A 16,976-nucleotide genomic window follows, 5' to 3' on the forward strand; every position below is an offset into this window, starting at 1 on the left:
CAGGGGGTGGCAATGACTACGGAAGGTATTCGCTCGAAACCCTACTTACGGACGTGTCCGTACGGGTGCCATCTCTAGGTGACCGCCCCTGGAGCAGGGGATTCGGCAGCCGAAGAATGGGTATACCTATCCCGCGCCGACCCTGATTGCGGGCGGTCTCCGGTTCCAGAACTCTCACCCTTCAGGGGAGGGCAATCGCATGGCGAACCGGAGCCGTGCGTGATGACGAGGGAGAAGCATGAAGATCACGAAGCTCCTCGGTGTGGCCGCGACGGCAGCACTGGCCACCGGCGCGCTGGTCACGGGCACCCCCGCGGCGGCGTCCTCGGACACCCTGCTGAACGCCGAGATGGTTCCCGCCCTGCAACGGGACCTCGGCCTGACCGCCGACCAGGCACTCGCCAGGATCCAGAGCGAGACCGCCGCCGGCACGCTCGAACAGAAACTCGCCTCGGCGCTCGCCGGCAGCTTCGGCGGCGCGAGCTACAACGAGGCCACCGGCAAACTCCGCGTCGGCGTCACGGACGCGGCGAAACTGGGCCAGGTGCTGGCCAGCGGTGCGGAGGCGGAACTCGTGCGCTTCTCGGCGACCCAGCTCGATTCCACTGTGGACAAACTGAACGCGGGTGAGCGCGCGGCGGACGGTGCGATCACCGGCTGGGGTGTCGACACCAAGACCAACCGCGTGACGGTGAACGTCCTGCCGGGCAAGAGCGGCACCGTCGACTCGTTCCTGGAGAAGACCGGCGTCGACAAGTCCGCCGTCTCGGTGGTCGAGACCGCGGGGGCGCCGACCCTGAAGTACGACGTCCGCGGTGGCGACGCCTACTACATCAACAACTCTTCGCGCTGCTCGATCGGCTTCTCGGTCAACGGCGGCTTCCTCACCGCCGGGCACTGCGGTCCCGGCACGGTGACCGGGTCCAACCGGGTCGCGATGGGCTCGTTCGCCCGCACCAGCTTCCCCGGCAACGACTACGGCCACGTCCGGGTCAACAGCAACTGGGTGCCGCGCGGCGTCATCAACAACGGCACCCGGGTCAGCGGCTCGAGCGAGGCCGCGACCGGCGCCTCGATCTGCAAGTCGGGTTCGACCACCGGCTGGACCTGCGGCACGGTCGGCGCCAAGAACCAGACCGTCCGCTACGCCGAAGGCACGGTTTACGGCATGACCGCCACCAACGTGCGCTCCCAGGCGGGCGACTCCGGTGGCTCGTTCATCGCGGGGAACCAGGCCCAGGGCATGCTGTCCGGCGGTAACACCTCGGTGACGTACTTCTTCCCGGTCCGGCCGGCGCTGTCCGCGACCGGGACCTCCCTGGTCCTCGGCTGACCCCACCCCTGCCGCCGAGAACCGCCGAAGAGGACGAAGGGCGGGTCGAGTGCCTCCAGAGCACTCGGTCCGCCCTTCGTCTTTTCGTACCGCGGGAGCGGTGGCTACACGTTGCTGATCTCTTCGATCAGCGCGTCGATGTCGAAGTACTCGCTCTCGGAGCCGAGCGGGACCAGGTCGCACGTGGAGTCGAGGAAGGACTCGACGTCCTCACGTTCGAGCTCGAACGACGCATAGCCGTCGGGTGACTCGATTTCCAGCGTCAGCATCGCCTCGTCCTCGGAGAGGTCGGGGCGGACGCGGACGTCACCCAGTCCGGCGGGGTCGGTGAGACCGGCGGCGAGCAGCTCACGCGCGAAGGTCCACTCGACCCACCGGCCGCGCTCGGTCCGGAACGACACGGTGACGGCGTAGGGCTCGTCCACGTGGAAGGACAGGCGGGACAGAACGGGGGTGCTGCTGTTGTTCAGCAGTACGAACTGGCTCTGGTGAACGGCGTCGGTGTGCACGGCCACTCCTAAGTGCTCGTGGTTCGCGCGGCGCGAACTTTTCGTCTCGGCAAGGAGATGCCCGGACACACGGCGAATGACGCGACTATGGGCACGTTCACGCTATCGGCTGCATATGTCCATAGTGGTGTAACGCCGGGCACAGACCCCTTGCGTTCAGGTCGATACCCGTTGTGGCGGCTTGTCCGGCAGCCTTTTCTTCAGGCCGAGGAGGGCGGGAACGGCGAGCAGCGAGGTCGCGGTGAGACACGTCCACAGTAGTGGCCCGCTCACGGAGAGCAGGCCGCCGAGGATGGCCGGGGCCAGCGCCATCGGCAGCCCCCACGACAACTGGAACAGCGCACTGGCACGCCCCTCGGCCCCGCGTGGCGCGGCTTCGGCGGCGGCCGCCGTGGACAGCGGAGCGAACATCGCCTCGGCGACCGAGAAGGTCGAACTCGTGAAGAGGATGAGGCAGATCGCAACTTGCAGTGGGACCGAGGTGACCGGGATGAGCAGCGCGAACGAGACGGCGAAGACCACGGCGGAGGCGACGAGCCCGGTGGTCCTGGAGTATCCGGCGAGTACGCGGATCACGAGGTTCTGACCGAAGACCACCGTGACCGTCCCGATCGTGATCGCGGTTCCGGCGATCCACTGTGGACCGTGCAGGAAGTCGCGGACCAGGATCGGCAGGATGGCGAATTTGCTCGCACTGGCCAGGGTGAAGCTCATGTGCGTCAGGCAGAACCCGACGTAGGGGCGGTCGGAGAGGACGGTCTTCCAGCCCGTCGGACGGTCCTTTTCGGACACACCGGTTGCGGCGGGCAGGAATCCGATGAGCACCGCGGCCACCGCGAAGGTGGCGGCGTTGGCGTAGGCGATGAGGTGGAACGCCGCCGGACTCGTGATCTCCGGCAGCACCGCGCTCGCCGCCGCGCCGACGCCCGCGCCGGCGAACCGGCCGACCGTCTGGGTACCGAGGACGCGCTCGGCGCCGCGGCCGGTGGTGAGCGCGGCGACCATCGGGGCGTTGCAGGTCCAGAACAGCCGGTCGCCGACGCCTGCCACGAGGGTGACGGCGACGACCTGCCAGACCGAGGTCAGCAGCGGATAGCAGCCGAAGGCGGCCAGCCGCAGCAGGTTGCCCGCGATCAGGAGCGCGCGCGGGCCGAACCGGTCCATCGCGGCTCCCGCCAGCGGACCGGTCGCCAGCGCGAGCAGACCGCCCGTGCTGAGCGCCGTACCGGCTTCGATCAGGCCGAAGCCCTGGCCGTGGACGAGAAAGAGCAACCCGAACGGGAGCCAGATCCCGCTGCCGAGCGCGTCGATGAAGGTGGCGGTGAGAAAGAGGCGGAGCTGTCTCTGCATGGCTGCTGTGGTCCTTCCCCCAGAAGGCAGCAGGCCAGAATAGCGAAGATCGACTCCCGGTCAAGGCTCCAGCGGCAGCGTCAGCCCCGTCTTGACCCGGTCCATCGCCACCGACGTCGTGAAGTGCCGGACGTTCGGGTTGTCGAAGAACATCCGCCGCGTGAACGTCTCGAACCCCGCCATGTCCCGGCAGGTCACCACGAGCACGAAGTCCGCGTTGCCGGTCACGTAGTAACACTGCTGGACGTTGTCGTCGGCGAGCACCTGCCGCCGGAACCCGTCGAGTACCGCGAGGCTCTCCCGCTCCATCTCGACCATCACCACGAACGTCATCGTCAGCCCGAGCGCCTGCGGCGACAGCACCGCGACCTCGCGCTCGATCACCCCGGCCTCGCGCAACCGCTTGATCCGCCGCTGCACGGCGGCGGCGGACAGGCCCACCTTCGCGCCGATGGTCTCGGCGATGGTGCGGGCGTCTGCTTGCAGGCAGGACAGGATGGCGACGTCCAGGCGGTCGAGGTCGGGTGTGTGCACCCGGTCAGGCTAACCGGACGACCGGCCGGGCCGCCCGATCCGCGGCCGCGCGCCACGGGGTGTGCCCGGTCACCACGTTCTTCCAGGTCAGCGGTGGTTGACGCTGGTACGGCCCGGTGCGCCGGGAAAAGTGAGAATTCTTTGAAATGTGACCCGGAACACAACTGGTCAGTCTACTGAATGGTAGCGCTTACAAGTGAATGACAGACCTGTCTTTTTCCGCGCGAAAGGATTCCTTGGTGCCCTCATCTCAGGCGGCCGTTATCGCCGGTCTCGGCTCCTGGCTGCCGCCACGCGTGGTGGGCAACGAGGAGATCGCCCAGCGGCTGGACACCTCCGATGAGTGGATCCGCTCGCGTACCGGCATCGCCGAACGCCGGGTCGTCGATCCCGGAACGTCCACTGTGGACCTCGCGGCCGAGGCGGGGCGCCGGGCGCTGGCCTCGGCGGGCGAGGACGGCGCGGACGCCGTCGTGCTCGCGACCTCGACGGCCGACCAGCTGTGCCCGGCCAGCGCCCCGCAGGTGGCGACCAAGGTCGGCCTGAACGGCGTCGCCGCGTTCGACGTCAACGCCGTCTGCAGCGGGTTCATCTACGGGCTCGCCACCGGTGCCGGGCTGATCGCCGCCGGTATCGCGCGCCGCGTGCTGGTGATCGGCGCGGACGTCTTCACCTCGCTCGTCGACCCCGACGACCGCGGCACGGTGCCGATCTTCGGCGACGGCGCGGGCGCGGTCCTGCTGCGCGCGGGCGGGGCCGACGAGCTCGGCGCGCTCGGCGCGTTCGACCTGCACAGCGAAGGCGAACTCGCGGAGCTGCTCTGGGTCGAGGCCGGTGGCGCGAAGAACCGCCGCTCGGAAGACCCGCGTGACCACTATCTGGTGATGCAGGGGCAGACCGTCTTCCGGCACGCCTGTGCCCGGATGGCCGAATCGGCCCGCACGGTGCTGGACTCGGCGGGCTGGGGAGTCGGCGACATCGACCGGTTCATCGGGCACCAAGCGAACATCCGCATCCTCCAGACCTGCGCGAAGCAGCTCGGGCTCGCCGAGGAAGTGATGTATTCGAACATCGAGAAGGTGGGCAACACGAGCGCGGCGTCGATCCCGATCGCGCTGGCCGACGCGGCCAAGGACGGGACGCTGCAGCCGGGTCACCGCGTCGTGATGGGCGCCTTCGGGGCCGGGCTGACCTGGGGCTCGACGCTGCTGCGCTGGCCGGACGTCATTCCGGGCTGAGCGCGCTCGCCGCCCAGGCGTGCGTCGGTTCCCGGCGGCCACGCAGCTCGAGTTCCGCGAACGGCTCCCAGTGCGAGCGCTCGCTTTCCAGTGCCGCCTTGAGCACCGCCTCGCTCGCGAGGATCCGGCCCTCGGCGGACTTCGCGTACTCGGTCAGGCGTGCGGCCTCGTTCACCGCGTCGCCGATGACGGTGTACTCGAACCGCGTGCTGGTACCCAGCTGGCCGGCGAAGACCCGCCCGCTCGCGACCCCGATGCCGAGGTCCAGCTCGCCGGTCTCCTGGACGGCGTTCCGGATCGCCCGCGCGGCCGCAAGCGCGGCCGTCGGCGCGTCCGCGAGCCTGGTCGGCGCGCCGAAGACGCAGAGCGCGGCGTCGCCCTGGAACTTGTTGACCAGCCCGCCGCGCGCCCCGACGGCGTGCACGACGCTGGTGAAGAACCGGTTGAGCGTCTTCACCAGGTCTTCGGGCGGGGTCCGGCTCGCCAAGGCCGTCGAATCGACGACGTCGACGAACAGCGCCGTCACCTCGCGCACGTCACCCGAAAGGGAGGCGCCGTACTCGAGCGCGTGCCGGGCGACCTCGTCCCCGACGTGCCTGCCGAACAGGTCGCGCATCCGTTCCTGCTCGCGCAGCCCGGCGGCGAGGTCGTTGACCGAGCTCTGCAGCAGGCCGATCTCACTGGAGTCGTCGACGTCGACCACGATCTCCTTATTGCCGCGCGCGATCTCGTCGAGCGCCACGCGGAGCCGGTGCAACGGGGTCGCGACGGCCTTCGCGAGCAGGCCCGTGCCGATCGCGCCGACGCTCAGCCCGATCACCGAAAGCATGATCAGGCTCGCGACGTGGTCACCCTGGCCGAGGTCCGGCGGCGTGGCCACCAGCAGCACCCCGAGGAACGGGACCCCGCTCGCCAGCGACCAGGTGACGACCACCCTGGTCCGCACGGTGACCCTGAGCGTCCCCTTTGGCGGGGTGACCTTGAGCGCGATCGTCATCACTGGACGCGCGACCCATTCCGCGGCGAGATAGGTGAGGCCGACCGTGGTCAGCCCGCCGAGCCCGATGACCAGCGCCATCCCGAGGGAGTCCATCCAGGACCCGAGCACCCTGGCGAGTGAGCCGAGCGCGATCGTGGCGATCAGCCAGAGGGTCCCGCTGACGATCGCCATGTCGACCGGGAGCCGGAGCGCCCGCTCGGCCTCGGCCTTCGTCGGCGGGCGGCCGAAGACGAACCAGACCGCCGTGCGCCGCTGCAGCCACGCCGTCCACAGGGTGCCCACCACCAGCGACAACGCCACGATCCCGGCGGCGGTGACCGAGAGGATCCAGCCGCGGTCGCCGACCTCGCTCGGCAGACCCTGTACGAGCAGCAGCAACGCCACGACTCCGGCACCGCACACGCTGGAGCCGATGCCGAGCGCGGCGAAGCCCAGGCTGGTCCTGAGCACCAGCCGGAACCGGCTCGACATCGTCTTCCCACGCACCCGGTGATCGTATGACCTCCGGCGGAAAACGGTTGGCCAGTTCTCGCGTGCGGTGGTTACCGTGCAGACATGGAACCGCTGGGCCAGGACGAGATCAGGGCGTCCTTTGTGAACTGCACACGTGGCGAGGCCAAGGGGGTCACGCTGCCCGCCCGGCCCGACGAGATCCCTTGGGAGAAAAGGGAATTCCTTGGCTGGCGCGATCCGAAAGCGGCTTCCCGCGCGTATCTCGTGCTGCCCTATCAAGGGGAGATCGTGGGACTGTCCCTTCGCGCCGCGCCCCGGCCGAAGGGCCGGGTCCTGCTGAGCAACATGTGCGGCCTGTGCACGACGACACATCCGCTGGCCGACATCGCGCTGTTCTCCGGCCGCCGCGCGGGGAAATCCGGGCGCGAGGGGAACACGCTCGGCATCTACGCGTGCGCGAATCTGGCGTGCAGCCAGTACATCCGCGGCGAACTGACGTCGGACGTGCCGCAGCCGTTCGAGTCCTTGACGCTGGAGGAGCGCGTCTTCCGGCTGGAGGACAAACTGCACCGGTTCGTCGAGCGAGTACTTGAGTCCCGCTGATACCCCGGCGGTAGAACGCATTTAGAGGACTAAACGCGTTCTACCGCGCCTCAGAACCGGAACCGCAGGATGCGTCCCATCTTCTTGAAGGCCGGGATCAGCCCCACGAGCCACAACTGCGCCCGCATCGACGCCGAGAGACGCTCCTTCGCCTCAGGCGTCGCGTAGTCCGTCGCGTCGAGCTTCGTGACCAGCGTCAGCCCGAGCCGTTCCAGTTCGGAGATCTCGTCGATGCCCCAGTACAGCGTCGCGTTCGCCTTGCGGACCACGGGATTCAGCTTCTGCAGCTTGATGCCGAGCCTGCTGAAGGTGTCGAAGACCATCTCGCCGCCCTGCGGGAAACGCGCGATCAACCGCCTCAGCAGCTCTTCGCCCTCGGACGGCCGCAGATACATCGTCAGCCCTTCCGCGATCACCAGACCGGGTTTGTCCGACGGGATCTCGTCGATCCAGCCGAAGTCGGTCACTGACGAGCCGATGGTCCGATAGCCCTCCCGCTCCGGATAGATCCGGCCGCGCAGGTCGACGACGTCGGGGTAGTCGACGTCGAACCAGCGCACCGAAGGCGGCGGGTCGACGCGGTAGACGCGGCTGTCCATCCCGCAGCCGAGTTGCACGACCGTCGCGTCCGGATGCTTCCGGAGGAAGTCCGCCGCCCATTCGTCCATCGGCTTCGCCCGCAGCGCGACGGTCAAGCCCATGTCTTCGGTGACGCCGAGTTTCGAGAAGTCGTAGTCGATCTGCTTCACGGCCTCGTCGGCGGCCTGGTCACCGAGGATCGGCCGGTCACTGCGGGCGTCGAGCGCACGGCCGTACAACGTGGCCAGCATCGTCGCCTTCTCTTCGGTGAATCGGACCTTCTCCACCGCACACCCCTATCAGAAGTTTCACAACCTTCTGAAAACTCTACTCGCGCGGATCCGGGTCCGCCATCAAGGAAGCGTTAATCCCGCGTCGTGTAGTCGTGGACGTAGGTCTTGGCGTCGAGCAAATGCTTCCGGGTGATCTCCCGTGCGGCGGCCGCGTCCGAACGGCGCACCGCTTCGAGGATCGCGCGGTGCTCGTCGACGGCTTTGCGGATCTGGCCGGGAAGCCGCAGCGCCGCCCGCCGTTCCTCGCCGACCAGCGAGAGCACCGAACGCAGCAGATCGGTGACGTCGTCGTTGCCCGCGTTGCCGGCGATCACCCGGTGGAATTCCGCGTCGGCCGCGATCACCCGCAGCATGTCGCCGTCGGCGGCGGCCTGCTCCATCTCGTCGACGGTGCTCTCCAGCCGCGCGAGCACCCGCGGCGTGTGCTGGAGCGCGAGCCGCTCGGCCAGCGTCGGTTCGACGGTGGTCCGCAGGTCGAACAGCTTCTCGACCAGTTGCTCGTGTTCGGAGAACCAGCTGCGCAGCGGTCGTTCGTCGAGGTTCTCGCGGACGTACGTGCCCGAACCCGGCCGCACCTGCACGTAGCCGATGGAGTCCAGCACCCGCAGCGCCTGCCGCAGCGAACCGCGGCTGATCCCGAGCTGTTCGCAGAGCGCCCGTTCGGCGGGCAGCCTCGACCCGGCGGGGAGCCTGCCCGAGTCGATCATCGCGCGCAGATGATCGACCGTCGCGCTCCACACCTGCTCCGCGCGGGCTTCGCGCTCGTCGTCGGCCACGGCCCCATCCTCGCAGGTTCGGCGAACCGGCCGGGATTGTCGGTGGCCGGTGTCATCATCGGACGATGACTGGGGTGGCAGGGCTGATCAAGGCATGGGTGCACGGCTGGGCGCTTTCCCGCGGCGTCGGGCTCCCGGTTGCCGAACCGGACGGCTACCGGCTCGACGTCGGGCGTCCGGGGCATCGCGTGAGATACGTGCTGGCGGACGCCGCGTCGGCCGCTCGGCGGGCCCGCGCGCTGAGCGAGCCCGGAACGTGGCTGAAGGTGAGCGGTTCTCGTGAAGAGGTGGTGGAGACGGTGCCGCCGAACTGGAAGGTCGGCCCGCCGGAGTATCTGATGAGCACCCCGCTCGCGATGCGGCCCGTCATGGCCGCGCCCGAGCCGTACCGGGCGGAACTGGTCGGCGACGGCGTGGTCACCGACGTCGTGGTGCGCGCGCCCGACGGCTCGCGCGCCGCCACCGGCCGGGTCGCGATCGCCGGCGGCACGGCGGTGGTCGATCAGGTGGTGACGGAGCCCGAACATCAGCGGCGCGGGCTGGGCCGGTTCGTCATGCGACGACTCGACGAAGTGGCGGTCGCCGCCGGGGCGGAACGAGCTGTCCTGGTGGCGACGGAAGAGGGACGGGCGCTGTACCTGGCGCTCGGTTGGACGGTCGCCGCGGAGATCACCGCGGCCCATCTGCCGGAGGAGAACTCATGACGGCGGTGTTCAAGGACATCTGCCTCGACGCGAACGACCACCAGGCCCTCGCCGACTGGTGGTGTGCGGCGATGGGCTACGTCCGTCGTCATCAGGAGGAACGGCCACGGGAGTGGCCGGTCGCGATCGTCGATCCGGCCGGTCGCGGCCCGCTGATCTGGGTCAACCCGGTGCCCGAGACCAAAACCGTGAAGAACCGCATGCACATCGACGTCTTCGGCTCGACCGCCGAACTCGTCGCCTCCGGGGCGAAGCTCGTGCGGCCCGCGGAGGGCGAGGTCGAGTGGGACGTGCTCGAAGACCCGGAAGGCAACGAGTTCTGTGTGTTCGCGCCGAACGGGGCATAACGGGCACATGAATGTTCGACTAGACACATCCAGAGCGCGAAAGGAGGTAACCCTGTTTATGGTGCGCGAGTGAGTGCTTTATGACTTGGTGGCACGCGGTCCTGATCTTCATCGCGGGGCTCTGGGCGGGCACCATCAACACGGTCGTCGGTTCGGGCACGCTGGTGACGTTCCCGGTCCTCGTCGCGCTCGGCTACTCGCCGCTGACGGCGACGACGTCCAACGCGATCGGTCTCGCCCCGGGCACCGTCAGCGGGGCGATCGGTTATCGCCACGAGCTCAAGGGTTACTGGCCGGAGGTCGTCAAACTCGCCGTGGCGTCGTTCTTCGGCGCGATCTGCGGGACGATCCTGCTGCTCTCGCTGCCCAAGGACGCCTTCGAGACCGTCGTGCCCGCGCTGGTCGGGCTCGCGGTGGTGCTGGTGATCGTCCAGCCGCGCGTGGCCGCCTGGGTCGCGAAGCGCCGCGAGGAGAACGGGAAGGTCCACAAGATCGGGCCGCTCCTGCTGTTCCTGATCTTCCTGATCGGCATCTACGGCGGATACTTCACGGCCGCGCAGGGCGTGATGATGGTCGCCGTGATGGGCATGCTGATGTCCGAGTCGCTGCAACGGCTCAACGGCGTCAAGAACGCGCTTTCCGCCGTCGTGAACATCGTCGCCGGCACGATCTACGCCTTCATCGCACCGGTCAGCTGGCCGGTGGTCGCGCTGCTCGCGGTCGGATCGACGATCGGCGGCCAGATCGGCGCGAAGATCGGCCGCAAGCTCTCGCCGAAGGTGCTGCGCGCCGTCATCGTCGTGGTCGGCCTCGCCGCGATGGTGCAGTTGCTCCTCAAGTAGGAAAGCCCGGATCGCGACGTGCCGTGAAGGGCCCCTTGAGGGACTCAGAGTCCCTCAACTTTCCCCTCACGCGTCCCGGAAGGCCATCACCAGCCTCAGCAGCACCAGCCACACCTTCCCCAGTACATGATGGCCCCCTTCCTTGCGCCTAGCGCAACGAAGGGGGCCATCATGTACTTCACGTCCTAGCGCGGGAAATCCCCCGCCGCTTCGAGGAAGAGGTCGTTCTCCTCGGGCGTCCCGATGGTCACTCGCGCGCCTTCGCCCGCGAACGGGCGCACGATCAGCTTCCGCTCGAGGGCGTGCTCCGCGAACGCCGTCGTCCGCTCGCCCAGCGGCAGCCAGACGAAGTTCGCCTGCGTCTCCGGAACCTCGTAACCCTTGGCCACCAAGGCATCCCGCACGCGGGTCCGCTCGGAGACGATCTCCTTGCAGCGCTCCAGCAGTTCGTCGGCCGCGTCGAGGGAGGCGATGGCCGCGGCCTGGGCGATCATGTTCACCGAGAAGGCGACGTAGACCTGCTTCAGCGCGATGGCGATCGGTTCCGGCGCCACCGCGTAACCGACGCGGAGACCCGCGAGGCCGTACGCCTTCGAGAAGGTCCGAAGCACCGCGACGTTGTCCCTGCCGCGCGCCAGTTCGACACCGTCCGGCACCTCGGTGTCGGTCACGAACTCCTTGTAGGCCTCGTCGAGCACGACGAGCACACCGGCTGGCACGGCGTCGAGGAAACGCTCCAGTTCCGCGCGCCGCACGACCGTCCCGGTCGGGTTGTTGGGGTTGCACACGAAAACCAGCCGCGTCTTCGGTGTGATCGCGGCGAGCATCGCGTCGAGATCCAACCCGTGCCCGTCCGTCAGCGGCACCTTCACGCTGACGGCGTTCGCCACCTGCGTGACGATCGGGTACGCCTCGAACGAACGCCACGGGAAAACGACCTCGTCACCCGGTCCGCAGAGGGCCTGGATCATCTGCTGGCAAAGGGAAACCGAGCCGCAGCCGATGGCGATGCGCTCGACCGGCTCGTTCAGTTCGCGGGCCAGCCGCTCGACGAGCCCGGACGAGGTGATGTCCGGATACCGGTTGATGCCCTGTGCCGCCTCGGCTATGGCCTGCGCCACACTCGGCAGCGGTCCACCGGGAACCTCGTTGCTCGCCAGCTTGATCGCACCCTGGATTGTCCGGCCAGGGACGTACTTCGGCAACGATTCGAGATCCGCACGCGGCGAAACAGGGGACATCTTCGGCGCTCCTACGTCTTGGGGACGGCTCCGACACCGTATCCTCCCGCGCCGGGGCAAGCCCCGAATATTTACCTAAGAGTGGTCTGATGGAGGAATGACCCTGACGACCACCGTGGAACATCAGCACGTCGACGGCCACACGCTGCGCCTGACCTTCGCCGAACCGGAAGGCGTCGTCCGTGGCGGGCTCGTGGTGTTGCACGAGGAGGCCGAAGAGGTCGAAGAGGGTTTGAGCCTGCTCTTGGGCGGTCTCGCCGGCGAAGGCTGGCTCACCGTCACCCCGCATCTCGATCGCGACGACCTCACGCAGCAGGATCTGCTCGAAGCCACCGACGCGACGCTCGCGTGGCTGTCCGAGCGCGGTGTCCAGGCGGATCTCATCGGTGTCGTCGGTTTCGACCTCGGCGGGACGGCGGCACTGGTCGTCGCGTCGAACCGCAGGCTGGGCGCGGCGGTGAGTGTCGGCGGGCAGGGCGTCGCCGAACTGCCGGTCCTCGTCGAGATCGCGGGGCGGCTGACCAGTCCGTGGCTCGGTATGTACGGCGACGCGGGTGACGAGGCCGGAGGTGCCGAGGTCGAGCAGCTGCGCGACGCGGCGGCATCGGCGGGGGTCGCGACGGACGTCGTCCGCTACCCGGGCGCCAACCACCGCTTCGACGCCGACCCCGACGCGGCCGCGGAGGCCTGGCAGCGCACGCTGAATTGGTTCGACGCCCACCTGCGATGACTCCATCCGCGCTAACATTCCCCTGAGATGTGACAGGGGAGGGTCAAATGGCACAGTCACCCAAGGTGCCCGTGACGCCACAAGCCGCGTTCGGCGCTTCGGCGCCGGCACTGGCGCCGGTGGCGGGTCAGATCCGGGACACCAAGACAGCTGCCAAGAAGGGGACCGTCAAGGTCACCGAAGACGCCGCCAAAAAGCTCGTCGACGCGCTGCTGAAAGCCCGTCATGAGCTCAACGCGCTGATCAAGGACTCGACGGAGTTCAACGCCCCCCTGAAACTGGGCGACAACTTCGTCGGGCGCACGATGAGCGAACGCTTCCAGGGCGCCGCGACGGAGGGGACCGAGGCCGCCGTACCCGTCCTCGGCGACTTCGCCAAGGTGCTCAAGGACTTCCAGCTCACCGTGATGGCGGCGCGGAAGATGTACGTCGCCGCGGACGAGGAAGGCCAGGCGCAGCTCGAGCGGGTCGCTCGCCGCTTCGACATGGAGGACATCGTCGAACACGAGCGGAAGGACGAGCGCTGATGCGCATCATGCCGACGCCGTGGCCGCCGCCCGAGCCGGAGCCTCAGCCCGGCCCCGATCACCTCAACGCCGACATCGACTGGATGAGTTACTCGCATCGAGAGCTCTACGAGATGGTCCACAACGAGCTGGACCTGGCAGGCGCGGAAGTCGTCGCCGCGCAGTGGGCGAAGATCAGCGCGTTCCTCGACAGGGTGGGTTCCGAGCTCAGGGCGGCCATCGTCGCCACCGCCGACGGCTGGACGGGCGAGGGCGCGGACAGGGCTCGCGACGCCGCGATCAAACTCGTCGACTGGGCGGGCGAGACCGGCTGGCGTGCCGAGAACGTCGCGAACTGCGTGCGTCGCCAGGCGGACATCGCCGATACCGCGCGGCGCACGATGCCCGAGCCACCGGGGGTCTCCTCGCGACCCAAGGTGCCGGAGCCGGCCCCGCGGCGCCCGATCCCGGTGTCCGATTCGACGCAGGCCATGTCGACGTCTTCGCCGCCGAAGTCCGACTTCGCCGAGGCAGGCCGGATCGTCGCCGAGCCCACCGACGAGAGCTCGCAGGATCTGCACCGCCAGGCCGCCGACGTGATGACGCGGATGCAGCGGAGTTCCGGCGAGGTCTACGAGAACGTCCCTCGCTTCACTTCGTACGGCAAGCAGCCGCAGATCCTCAAGACACCAGAGAAGCCGGAGCCCGAACCGAAACCCGTACCGAAGCCGGAACCGGAGACGCCGCCGGACGACTCGACGCGCAGCAGCGGGGTCGACGACCTCGCCCCGATCCAGGTGCGGGAGCCGACCGAGGCGCCACGCTCACCCGGCGCGAGCAGCGGCGCTTTCGTGCCACCGCCACCACCACCGCCCGGCACCTCCGGCGGAACCCACGAACAGCTCGGCCAAGGCGGCCGCTCCGGCGCCGGTGGCTTCGGACCGTCGGGACAGCCCGGCCAGGTCGCCGGTTCGCGGGCGGCGGCCGCGGGGATGGGCGGATTCGGCGGGATGCCGATGGGAATGGCGCCTCAGCAGGGCAAACAGAACGAGGACGAGCACAAGGCGCCGGATTACCTCGTCGAGGATTCCGACGTCTGGGGGCTGGGCGGGTACGTGACCCCGCCGGTCATCGGCGAAGACCCGAGGGGCGGCCGCTGATGGACTGGATCCGGTTGCACATCGGCGAGTTGTTCCTCCTGTGGTCGGCGCACGGACGCGACGAACTGCCCGCGGTGCTGGAGGTGCCGCACGTCGGGCGGACGCCGGAGTTCCGGGCCGAACTGGCGGCGACGGCGAGCCGGACACTGTCCGAACGCGGCCTGGGCACGGTCGACGCGCCTTCGCCCGAACTGGTGCGGTTGCTGCACACGCTCGCGAACAGCGAACTGACGCTGGACCTGCGGCTCGACGGCGATCCGTCGTACCGGGCCGTCGGCTGCGTGTCCGATCGGGGCGCCGTCGCGATCGGCGTCGCCGGCACCGACGTCGAGCTGGCGGCCCTGCGAGAACCGCTCGTCGCCGCGACCCTGCTGCAGGCGTTGCCCCCGTGCGAGCAGGGCCGCGGCCTCTCGGTCAATCTGCGCGTCGACGACTACACGGCGGCGTGCGCGGCGGGGGAGCGCGGTGGGCAGCCGGCGTTCTCCGACGTCCTGCGCGACGCCGGGCTGCGTGAACCCGAGGTCATCGTGCTGGTGAGGATCGCGACACAGCGGATCCGCAGCGGGCGGCTCGGCGCGACCAGGAAGTCGTGGGAGGGTCGCTGGGTGCGCGGCGAAGGCACGCTGACCTGGGTGGACACGCACGAGGGGCGCTACGGACTCCGTCGTGACCGCGGCTGGCTCACGGTGACCCCGCTCGACGCGGCGCGGCTCAAGACGATGGCGTACGAGCTGTTCACCGGAGCTCGCTAAGTCGGTTAACGAGGGTTAACATCGCGGGGTGACGCACACCGCCGACGCCCCAGAAGTGCTCTGGCGCCCTGAGCCGAGCCGCCTGTCCGACACCAAGATCGACGCGTTCCGCCAGTGGTTGCGCACCGAACGCGGCGTGGAGGTCGACGACTACGACGCGTTGTGGGAGTTCTCCGTGCGGCGCGGGCCCGAGTTCTGGGCGGCCGTCGCCGATTTCCTCGGCATGCGCTGGCACGACCGGCCCGGTGCGGTGCTCACCGGTGAGATGCCGAACGCGCGGTGGTTCGAGGGCGGCACCTTGAACTACGCCGAGCACTCGCTCATGCCCGGCGTCGCGGGCGCGGCCAAGGCCGACGACGAGATCGCCGTGATCTTCCACCGCGAAGACGGCCTCTCGTCGCAGTTGACCTACGGCGCCCTGCGGTCCGCCGTCGCCGCCGCGCGGGAGGGACTGCGGAAGCTGGGAGTGTCCAAAGGGGACAGGGTCGTCGCGCTGGCGCCGAACTGCCCGCAGACACTGATCGCCTTCCTCGCCACCGCGAGCCTCGGCGCCGTCTGGTCGTCGTGCTCGCCGGACTTCGGTGTCCGGGCGATCGCCGACCGGTTCGCGCAGATCGAGCCGAAGGTGCTGATCGCCGTCAACGGCTACGTCTACAATGGACGGTGGTTCGACAGCAGGTCGACGGTGAACTCGTTGCGGGACGAGATCTCCACCCTCGAAGCGACCGTGCTCGTCGACTACGCAGGCGGCCGCCTCGACGGCACCCTCGACTGGGACACCCTGCTCGCCGAGAACGACGGCGCGGAACTGGCCTTCGAGCCCGTCGAATTCGGCCATCCGTTGTGGGTCCTGTACTCCTCGGGGACCACCGGCCTGCCGAAGGGCATCGTCCACGGGCACGGCGGGATCACCCTCGAACATCTCAAAGCCCTTGCCCTGCAAAGCGATCTCGGTCCCGGCGATCGGTTCTTCTGGTTCACCACCACCGGGTGGATGATGTGGAACTTCCTCATCTCCGGGCTGCTGACCGGTACCACGATCGTGCTGTTCGACGGCAGCCCGGGATATCCGGACCTGAACGTGTTGTGGCATCTGGCCGAACAGCACCGCGTGACCTACTTCGGCACTTCGGCGCCGTTCATCCAGAGCTGCCTGAAGGCCGGGATCAAACCTGCGGAGCGTTACGACCTCACCGCCTTGCGCGCCTTGGGATCCACCGGTGCGCCGCTGAGCGTCGAGGGCTTCCGGTGGATCGTCGACGAGGTCGGCAAACGGGTCCAGATCTGCTCGGTGTCCGGCGGCACGGACCTGTGCGCGGCGTTCGTCGCGGCGGCCCCGGACGTCCCGGTCTGGCTGGGCGAACTCTCCGTCCGCGCGCTCGGCGCCGCCGTCGCCGCGTTCGACGAGGAGGGGAAACCCGTGGTGGAGACAGTCGGAGAACTGGTGATCACCGAGCCGATGCCGTCGATGCCGGTGTTCTTCTGGAACGACCCGGACGGTTCGCGGTTGCGCGAGGCGTACTTCGAGATGTACCCCGGGATCTGGCGGCACGGTGACTGGATCCGGATCACCGGCCGCGGCTCCGCGGTCATCTACGGGCGCAGCGACTCGACGCTCAACCGCGGCGGCGTCCGGATGGGCACGGCCGAGTTCTACCGCGTCGTCGAGTCCTTCGACCAGGTCGCCGACTCGCTGGTGATCGACACCTCGGCGGCGGGGAACGAGGACGGACAGCTGCTGTGCTTCCTCGTCCTGGCCGAGGGCGTCTCACTCGACGAGGTCGAGCCCGCCCTGCGCAAGGAGCTGCGCGGTGCCCTCTCGCCTCGGCATGTACCCGACCGGTTCGTCCAGGTGAGCGAGGTACCGCGCACGCTCAACGGCAAGAAATGCGAGGTTCCGGTCAAGAAGATCCTTTCGGGTGTTTCACCTGACCGCGCCGTCAGCAGGGATGCGCTGCTGAATCCCGACGCCCTTGTACCGTTCGTAGAGCTGGCAAGGAGTTAACGGGGGCGGGACTTGGCGGGC

At 68.8% G+C, this 16,976-nt stretch carries 18 protein-coding genes; 11 read left to right on the forward strand and 7 right to left on the reverse strand.

Annotation, left to right across the window (positions count from 1 at the left end; genetic code table 11):
* The first annotated feature begins 238 nt into the window (after window positions 1-238).
* A complete protein-coding gene (locus tag ACZ7KI_RS09895) occupies window positions 239-1,333 on the forward strand; it encodes a S1 family peptidase (RefSeq protein ID WP_470272764.1) in 1,095 nt (364 codons plus the stop codon).
* Window positions 1,334-1,437: 104 nt separating this feature from the next.
* On the opposite strand, the gene ACZ7KI_RS09900 is transcribed toward ACZ7KI_RS09895, so the two are convergent.
* The 3 genes from ACZ7KI_RS09900 to ACZ7KI_RS09910 all read right to left on the reverse strand — a co-directional run bounded on the left by ACZ7KI_RS09900 (window position 1,438) and on the right by ACZ7KI_RS09910 (window position 3,726).
* The gene (locus ACZ7KI_RS09900) at window positions 1,438-1,842 is read right to left on the reverse strand and encodes an SsgA family sporulation/cell division regulator (protein WP_465459416.1); all 405 of its coding nucleotides are present in this window, start codon (window positions 1,840-1,842) and stop codon (window positions 1,438-1,440) included.
* Window positions 1,843-1,998: 156 nt separating this feature from the next.
* Window positions 1,999-3,192, reverse strand: a complete 1,194-nt coding sequence (locus tag ACZ7KI_RS09905; RefSeq protein WP_470272765.1) for an MFS transporter — start codon at window positions 3,190-3,192, stop codon at window positions 1,999-2,001.
* 60 nt (window positions 3,193-3,252) lie between these two features.
* Window positions 3,253-3,726, reverse strand: a complete 474-nt coding sequence (locus tag ACZ7KI_RS09910) for an Lrp/AsnC family transcriptional regulator (RefSeq protein ID WP_465500486.1) — start codon at window positions 3,724-3,726, stop codon at window positions 3,253-3,255.
* 200 nt (window positions 3,727-3,926) lie between these two features.
* On the opposite strand from ACZ7KI_RS09910, the gene ACZ7KI_RS09915 reads away from it, so the two are divergent.
* Window positions 3,927-4,964, forward strand: coding sequence for a beta-ketoacyl-ACP synthase III (locus tag ACZ7KI_RS09915; RefSeq protein WP_470272766.1), 1,038 nt, complete (start codon window positions 3,927-3,929; stop codon window positions 4,962-4,964).
* Here the strand turns inward: ACZ7KI_RS09915 and ACZ7KI_RS09920 are convergent.
* Window positions 4,951-6,435 carry an adenylate/guanylate cyclase domain-containing protein gene (locus ACZ7KI_RS09920; RefSeq protein WP_470272912.1) on the reverse strand — a complete coding sequence of 495 codons (1,485 nt, stop codon included), beginning with the start codon at window positions 6,433-6,435 and terminating at the stop codon, window positions 4,951-4,953. The genes ACZ7KI_RS09915 and ACZ7KI_RS09920 overlap by 14 nt on opposite strands.
* 84 nt (window positions 6,436-6,519) lie before the next feature.
* Between ACZ7KI_RS09920 and ACZ7KI_RS09925 the strand changes: the two genes are divergently transcribed.
* Window positions 6,520-7,020 (forward strand): FBP domain-containing protein, encoded by a 501-nt coding sequence (locus ACZ7KI_RS09925; RefSeq protein ID WP_470272767.1) that lies wholly within the window; start codon window positions 6,520-6,522, stop codon window positions 7,018-7,020.
* Window positions 7,021-7,070: 50 nt separating this feature from the next.
* Here ACZ7KI_RS09925 and ACZ7KI_RS09930 read toward each other — a convergent pair whose 3' ends face one another.
* Together ACZ7KI_RS09930 and ACZ7KI_RS09935 are read right to left on the reverse strand one after the other, a co-directional pair.
* Complete coding sequence (locus tag ACZ7KI_RS09930) at window positions 7,071-7,886, reverse strand: class I SAM-dependent methyltransferase (RefSeq protein ID WP_470272768.1); 816 nt, start codon at window positions 7,884-7,886, stop codon at window positions 7,071-7,073.
* A 77-nt stretch (window positions 7,887-7,963) separates the two neighbouring features.
* On the reverse strand, window positions 7,964-8,668 hold the full coding sequence (locus ACZ7KI_RS09935; RefSeq protein WP_470272769.1) for a FadR/GntR family transcriptional regulator: 705 nt from the start codon (window positions 8,666-8,668) through the stop codon (window positions 7,964-7,966).
* A gap of 74 nt (window positions 8,669-8,742) precedes the next feature.
* Between ACZ7KI_RS09935 and ACZ7KI_RS09940 the strand changes: the two genes are divergently transcribed.
* The 3 genes from ACZ7KI_RS09940 to ACZ7KI_RS09950 all read left to right on the forward strand — a co-directional run bounded on the left by ACZ7KI_RS09940 (window position 8,743) and on the right by ACZ7KI_RS09950 (window position 10,561).
* Window positions 8,743-9,372, forward strand: a complete 630-nt coding sequence (locus tag ACZ7KI_RS09940) for a GNAT family N-acetyltransferase (protein ID WP_470272913.1) — start codon at window positions 8,743-8,745, stop codon at window positions 9,370-9,372.
* Window positions 9,369-9,719, forward strand: coding sequence for a VOC family protein (locus ACZ7KI_RS09945; RefSeq protein ID WP_470272770.1), 351 nt, complete (start codon window positions 9,369-9,371; stop codon window positions 9,717-9,719). The genes ACZ7KI_RS09940 and ACZ7KI_RS09945 overlap by 4 nt, the downstream gene beginning before the upstream one ends.
* Window positions 9,720-9,799: 80 nt before the next feature.
* Entirely contained in the window at window positions 9,800-10,561 is a 762-nt protein-coding gene (locus ACZ7KI_RS09950; RefSeq protein WP_470272771.1) for a sulfite exporter TauE/SafE family protein, read from the forward strand.
* A gap of 185 nt (window positions 10,562-10,746) precedes the next feature.
* On the opposite strand, the gene hisC is transcribed toward ACZ7KI_RS09950, so the two are convergent.
* Window positions 10,747-11,802: a histidinol-phosphate transaminase gene (gene hisC, locus ACZ7KI_RS09955; RefSeq protein ID WP_470272772.1), complete on the reverse strand. Its 1,056-nt coding sequence runs from the start codon at window positions 11,800-11,802 to the stop codon at window positions 10,747-10,749.
* 97 nt (window positions 11,803-11,899) lie between these two features.
* On the opposite strand from hisC, the gene ACZ7KI_RS09960 reads away from it, so the two are divergent.
* The 5 genes from ACZ7KI_RS09960 to ACZ7KI_RS09980 are packed head-to-tail and all read left to right on the forward strand — an operon-like array spanning window position 11,900 to window position 16,955.
* Window positions 11,900-12,532, forward strand: coding sequence for a dienelactone hydrolase family protein (locus tag ACZ7KI_RS09960; RefSeq protein ID WP_470272773.1), 633 nt, complete (start codon window positions 11,900-11,902; stop codon window positions 12,530-12,532).
* 47 nt (window positions 12,533-12,579) lie between these two features.
* Window positions 12,580-13,059: a hypothetical protein gene (locus ACZ7KI_RS09965; RefSeq protein ID WP_470272774.1), complete on the forward strand. Its 480-nt coding sequence runs from the start codon at window positions 12,580-12,582 to the stop codon at window positions 13,057-13,059.
* On the forward strand, window positions 13,059-14,198 hold the full coding sequence (locus ACZ7KI_RS09970) for a PPE domain-containing protein (RefSeq protein WP_470272775.1): 1,140 nt from the start codon (window positions 13,059-13,061) through the stop codon (window positions 14,196-14,198). Before ACZ7KI_RS09965 ends, ACZ7KI_RS09970 begins: the two co-directional genes overlap by 1 nt.
* Window positions 14,198-14,950 (forward strand): ESX secretion-associated protein EspG, encoded by a 753-nt coding sequence (locus tag ACZ7KI_RS09975; RefSeq protein ID WP_470272776.1) that lies wholly within the window; start codon window positions 14,198-14,200, stop codon window positions 14,948-14,950. Before ACZ7KI_RS09970 ends, ACZ7KI_RS09975 begins: the two co-directional genes overlap by 1 nt.
* Before the next feature lie 28 nt (window positions 14,951-14,978).
* The gene (locus ACZ7KI_RS09980; protein WP_470272777.1) at window positions 14,979-16,955 is read left to right on the forward strand and encodes an acetoacetate--CoA ligase; all 1,977 of its coding nucleotides are present in this window, start codon (window positions 14,979-14,981) and stop codon (window positions 16,953-16,955) included.
* Window positions 16,956-16,976: the final 21 nt, after the last annotated feature.

The organism is Amycolatopsis sp. NPDC039088, assembly GCF_055598845.1.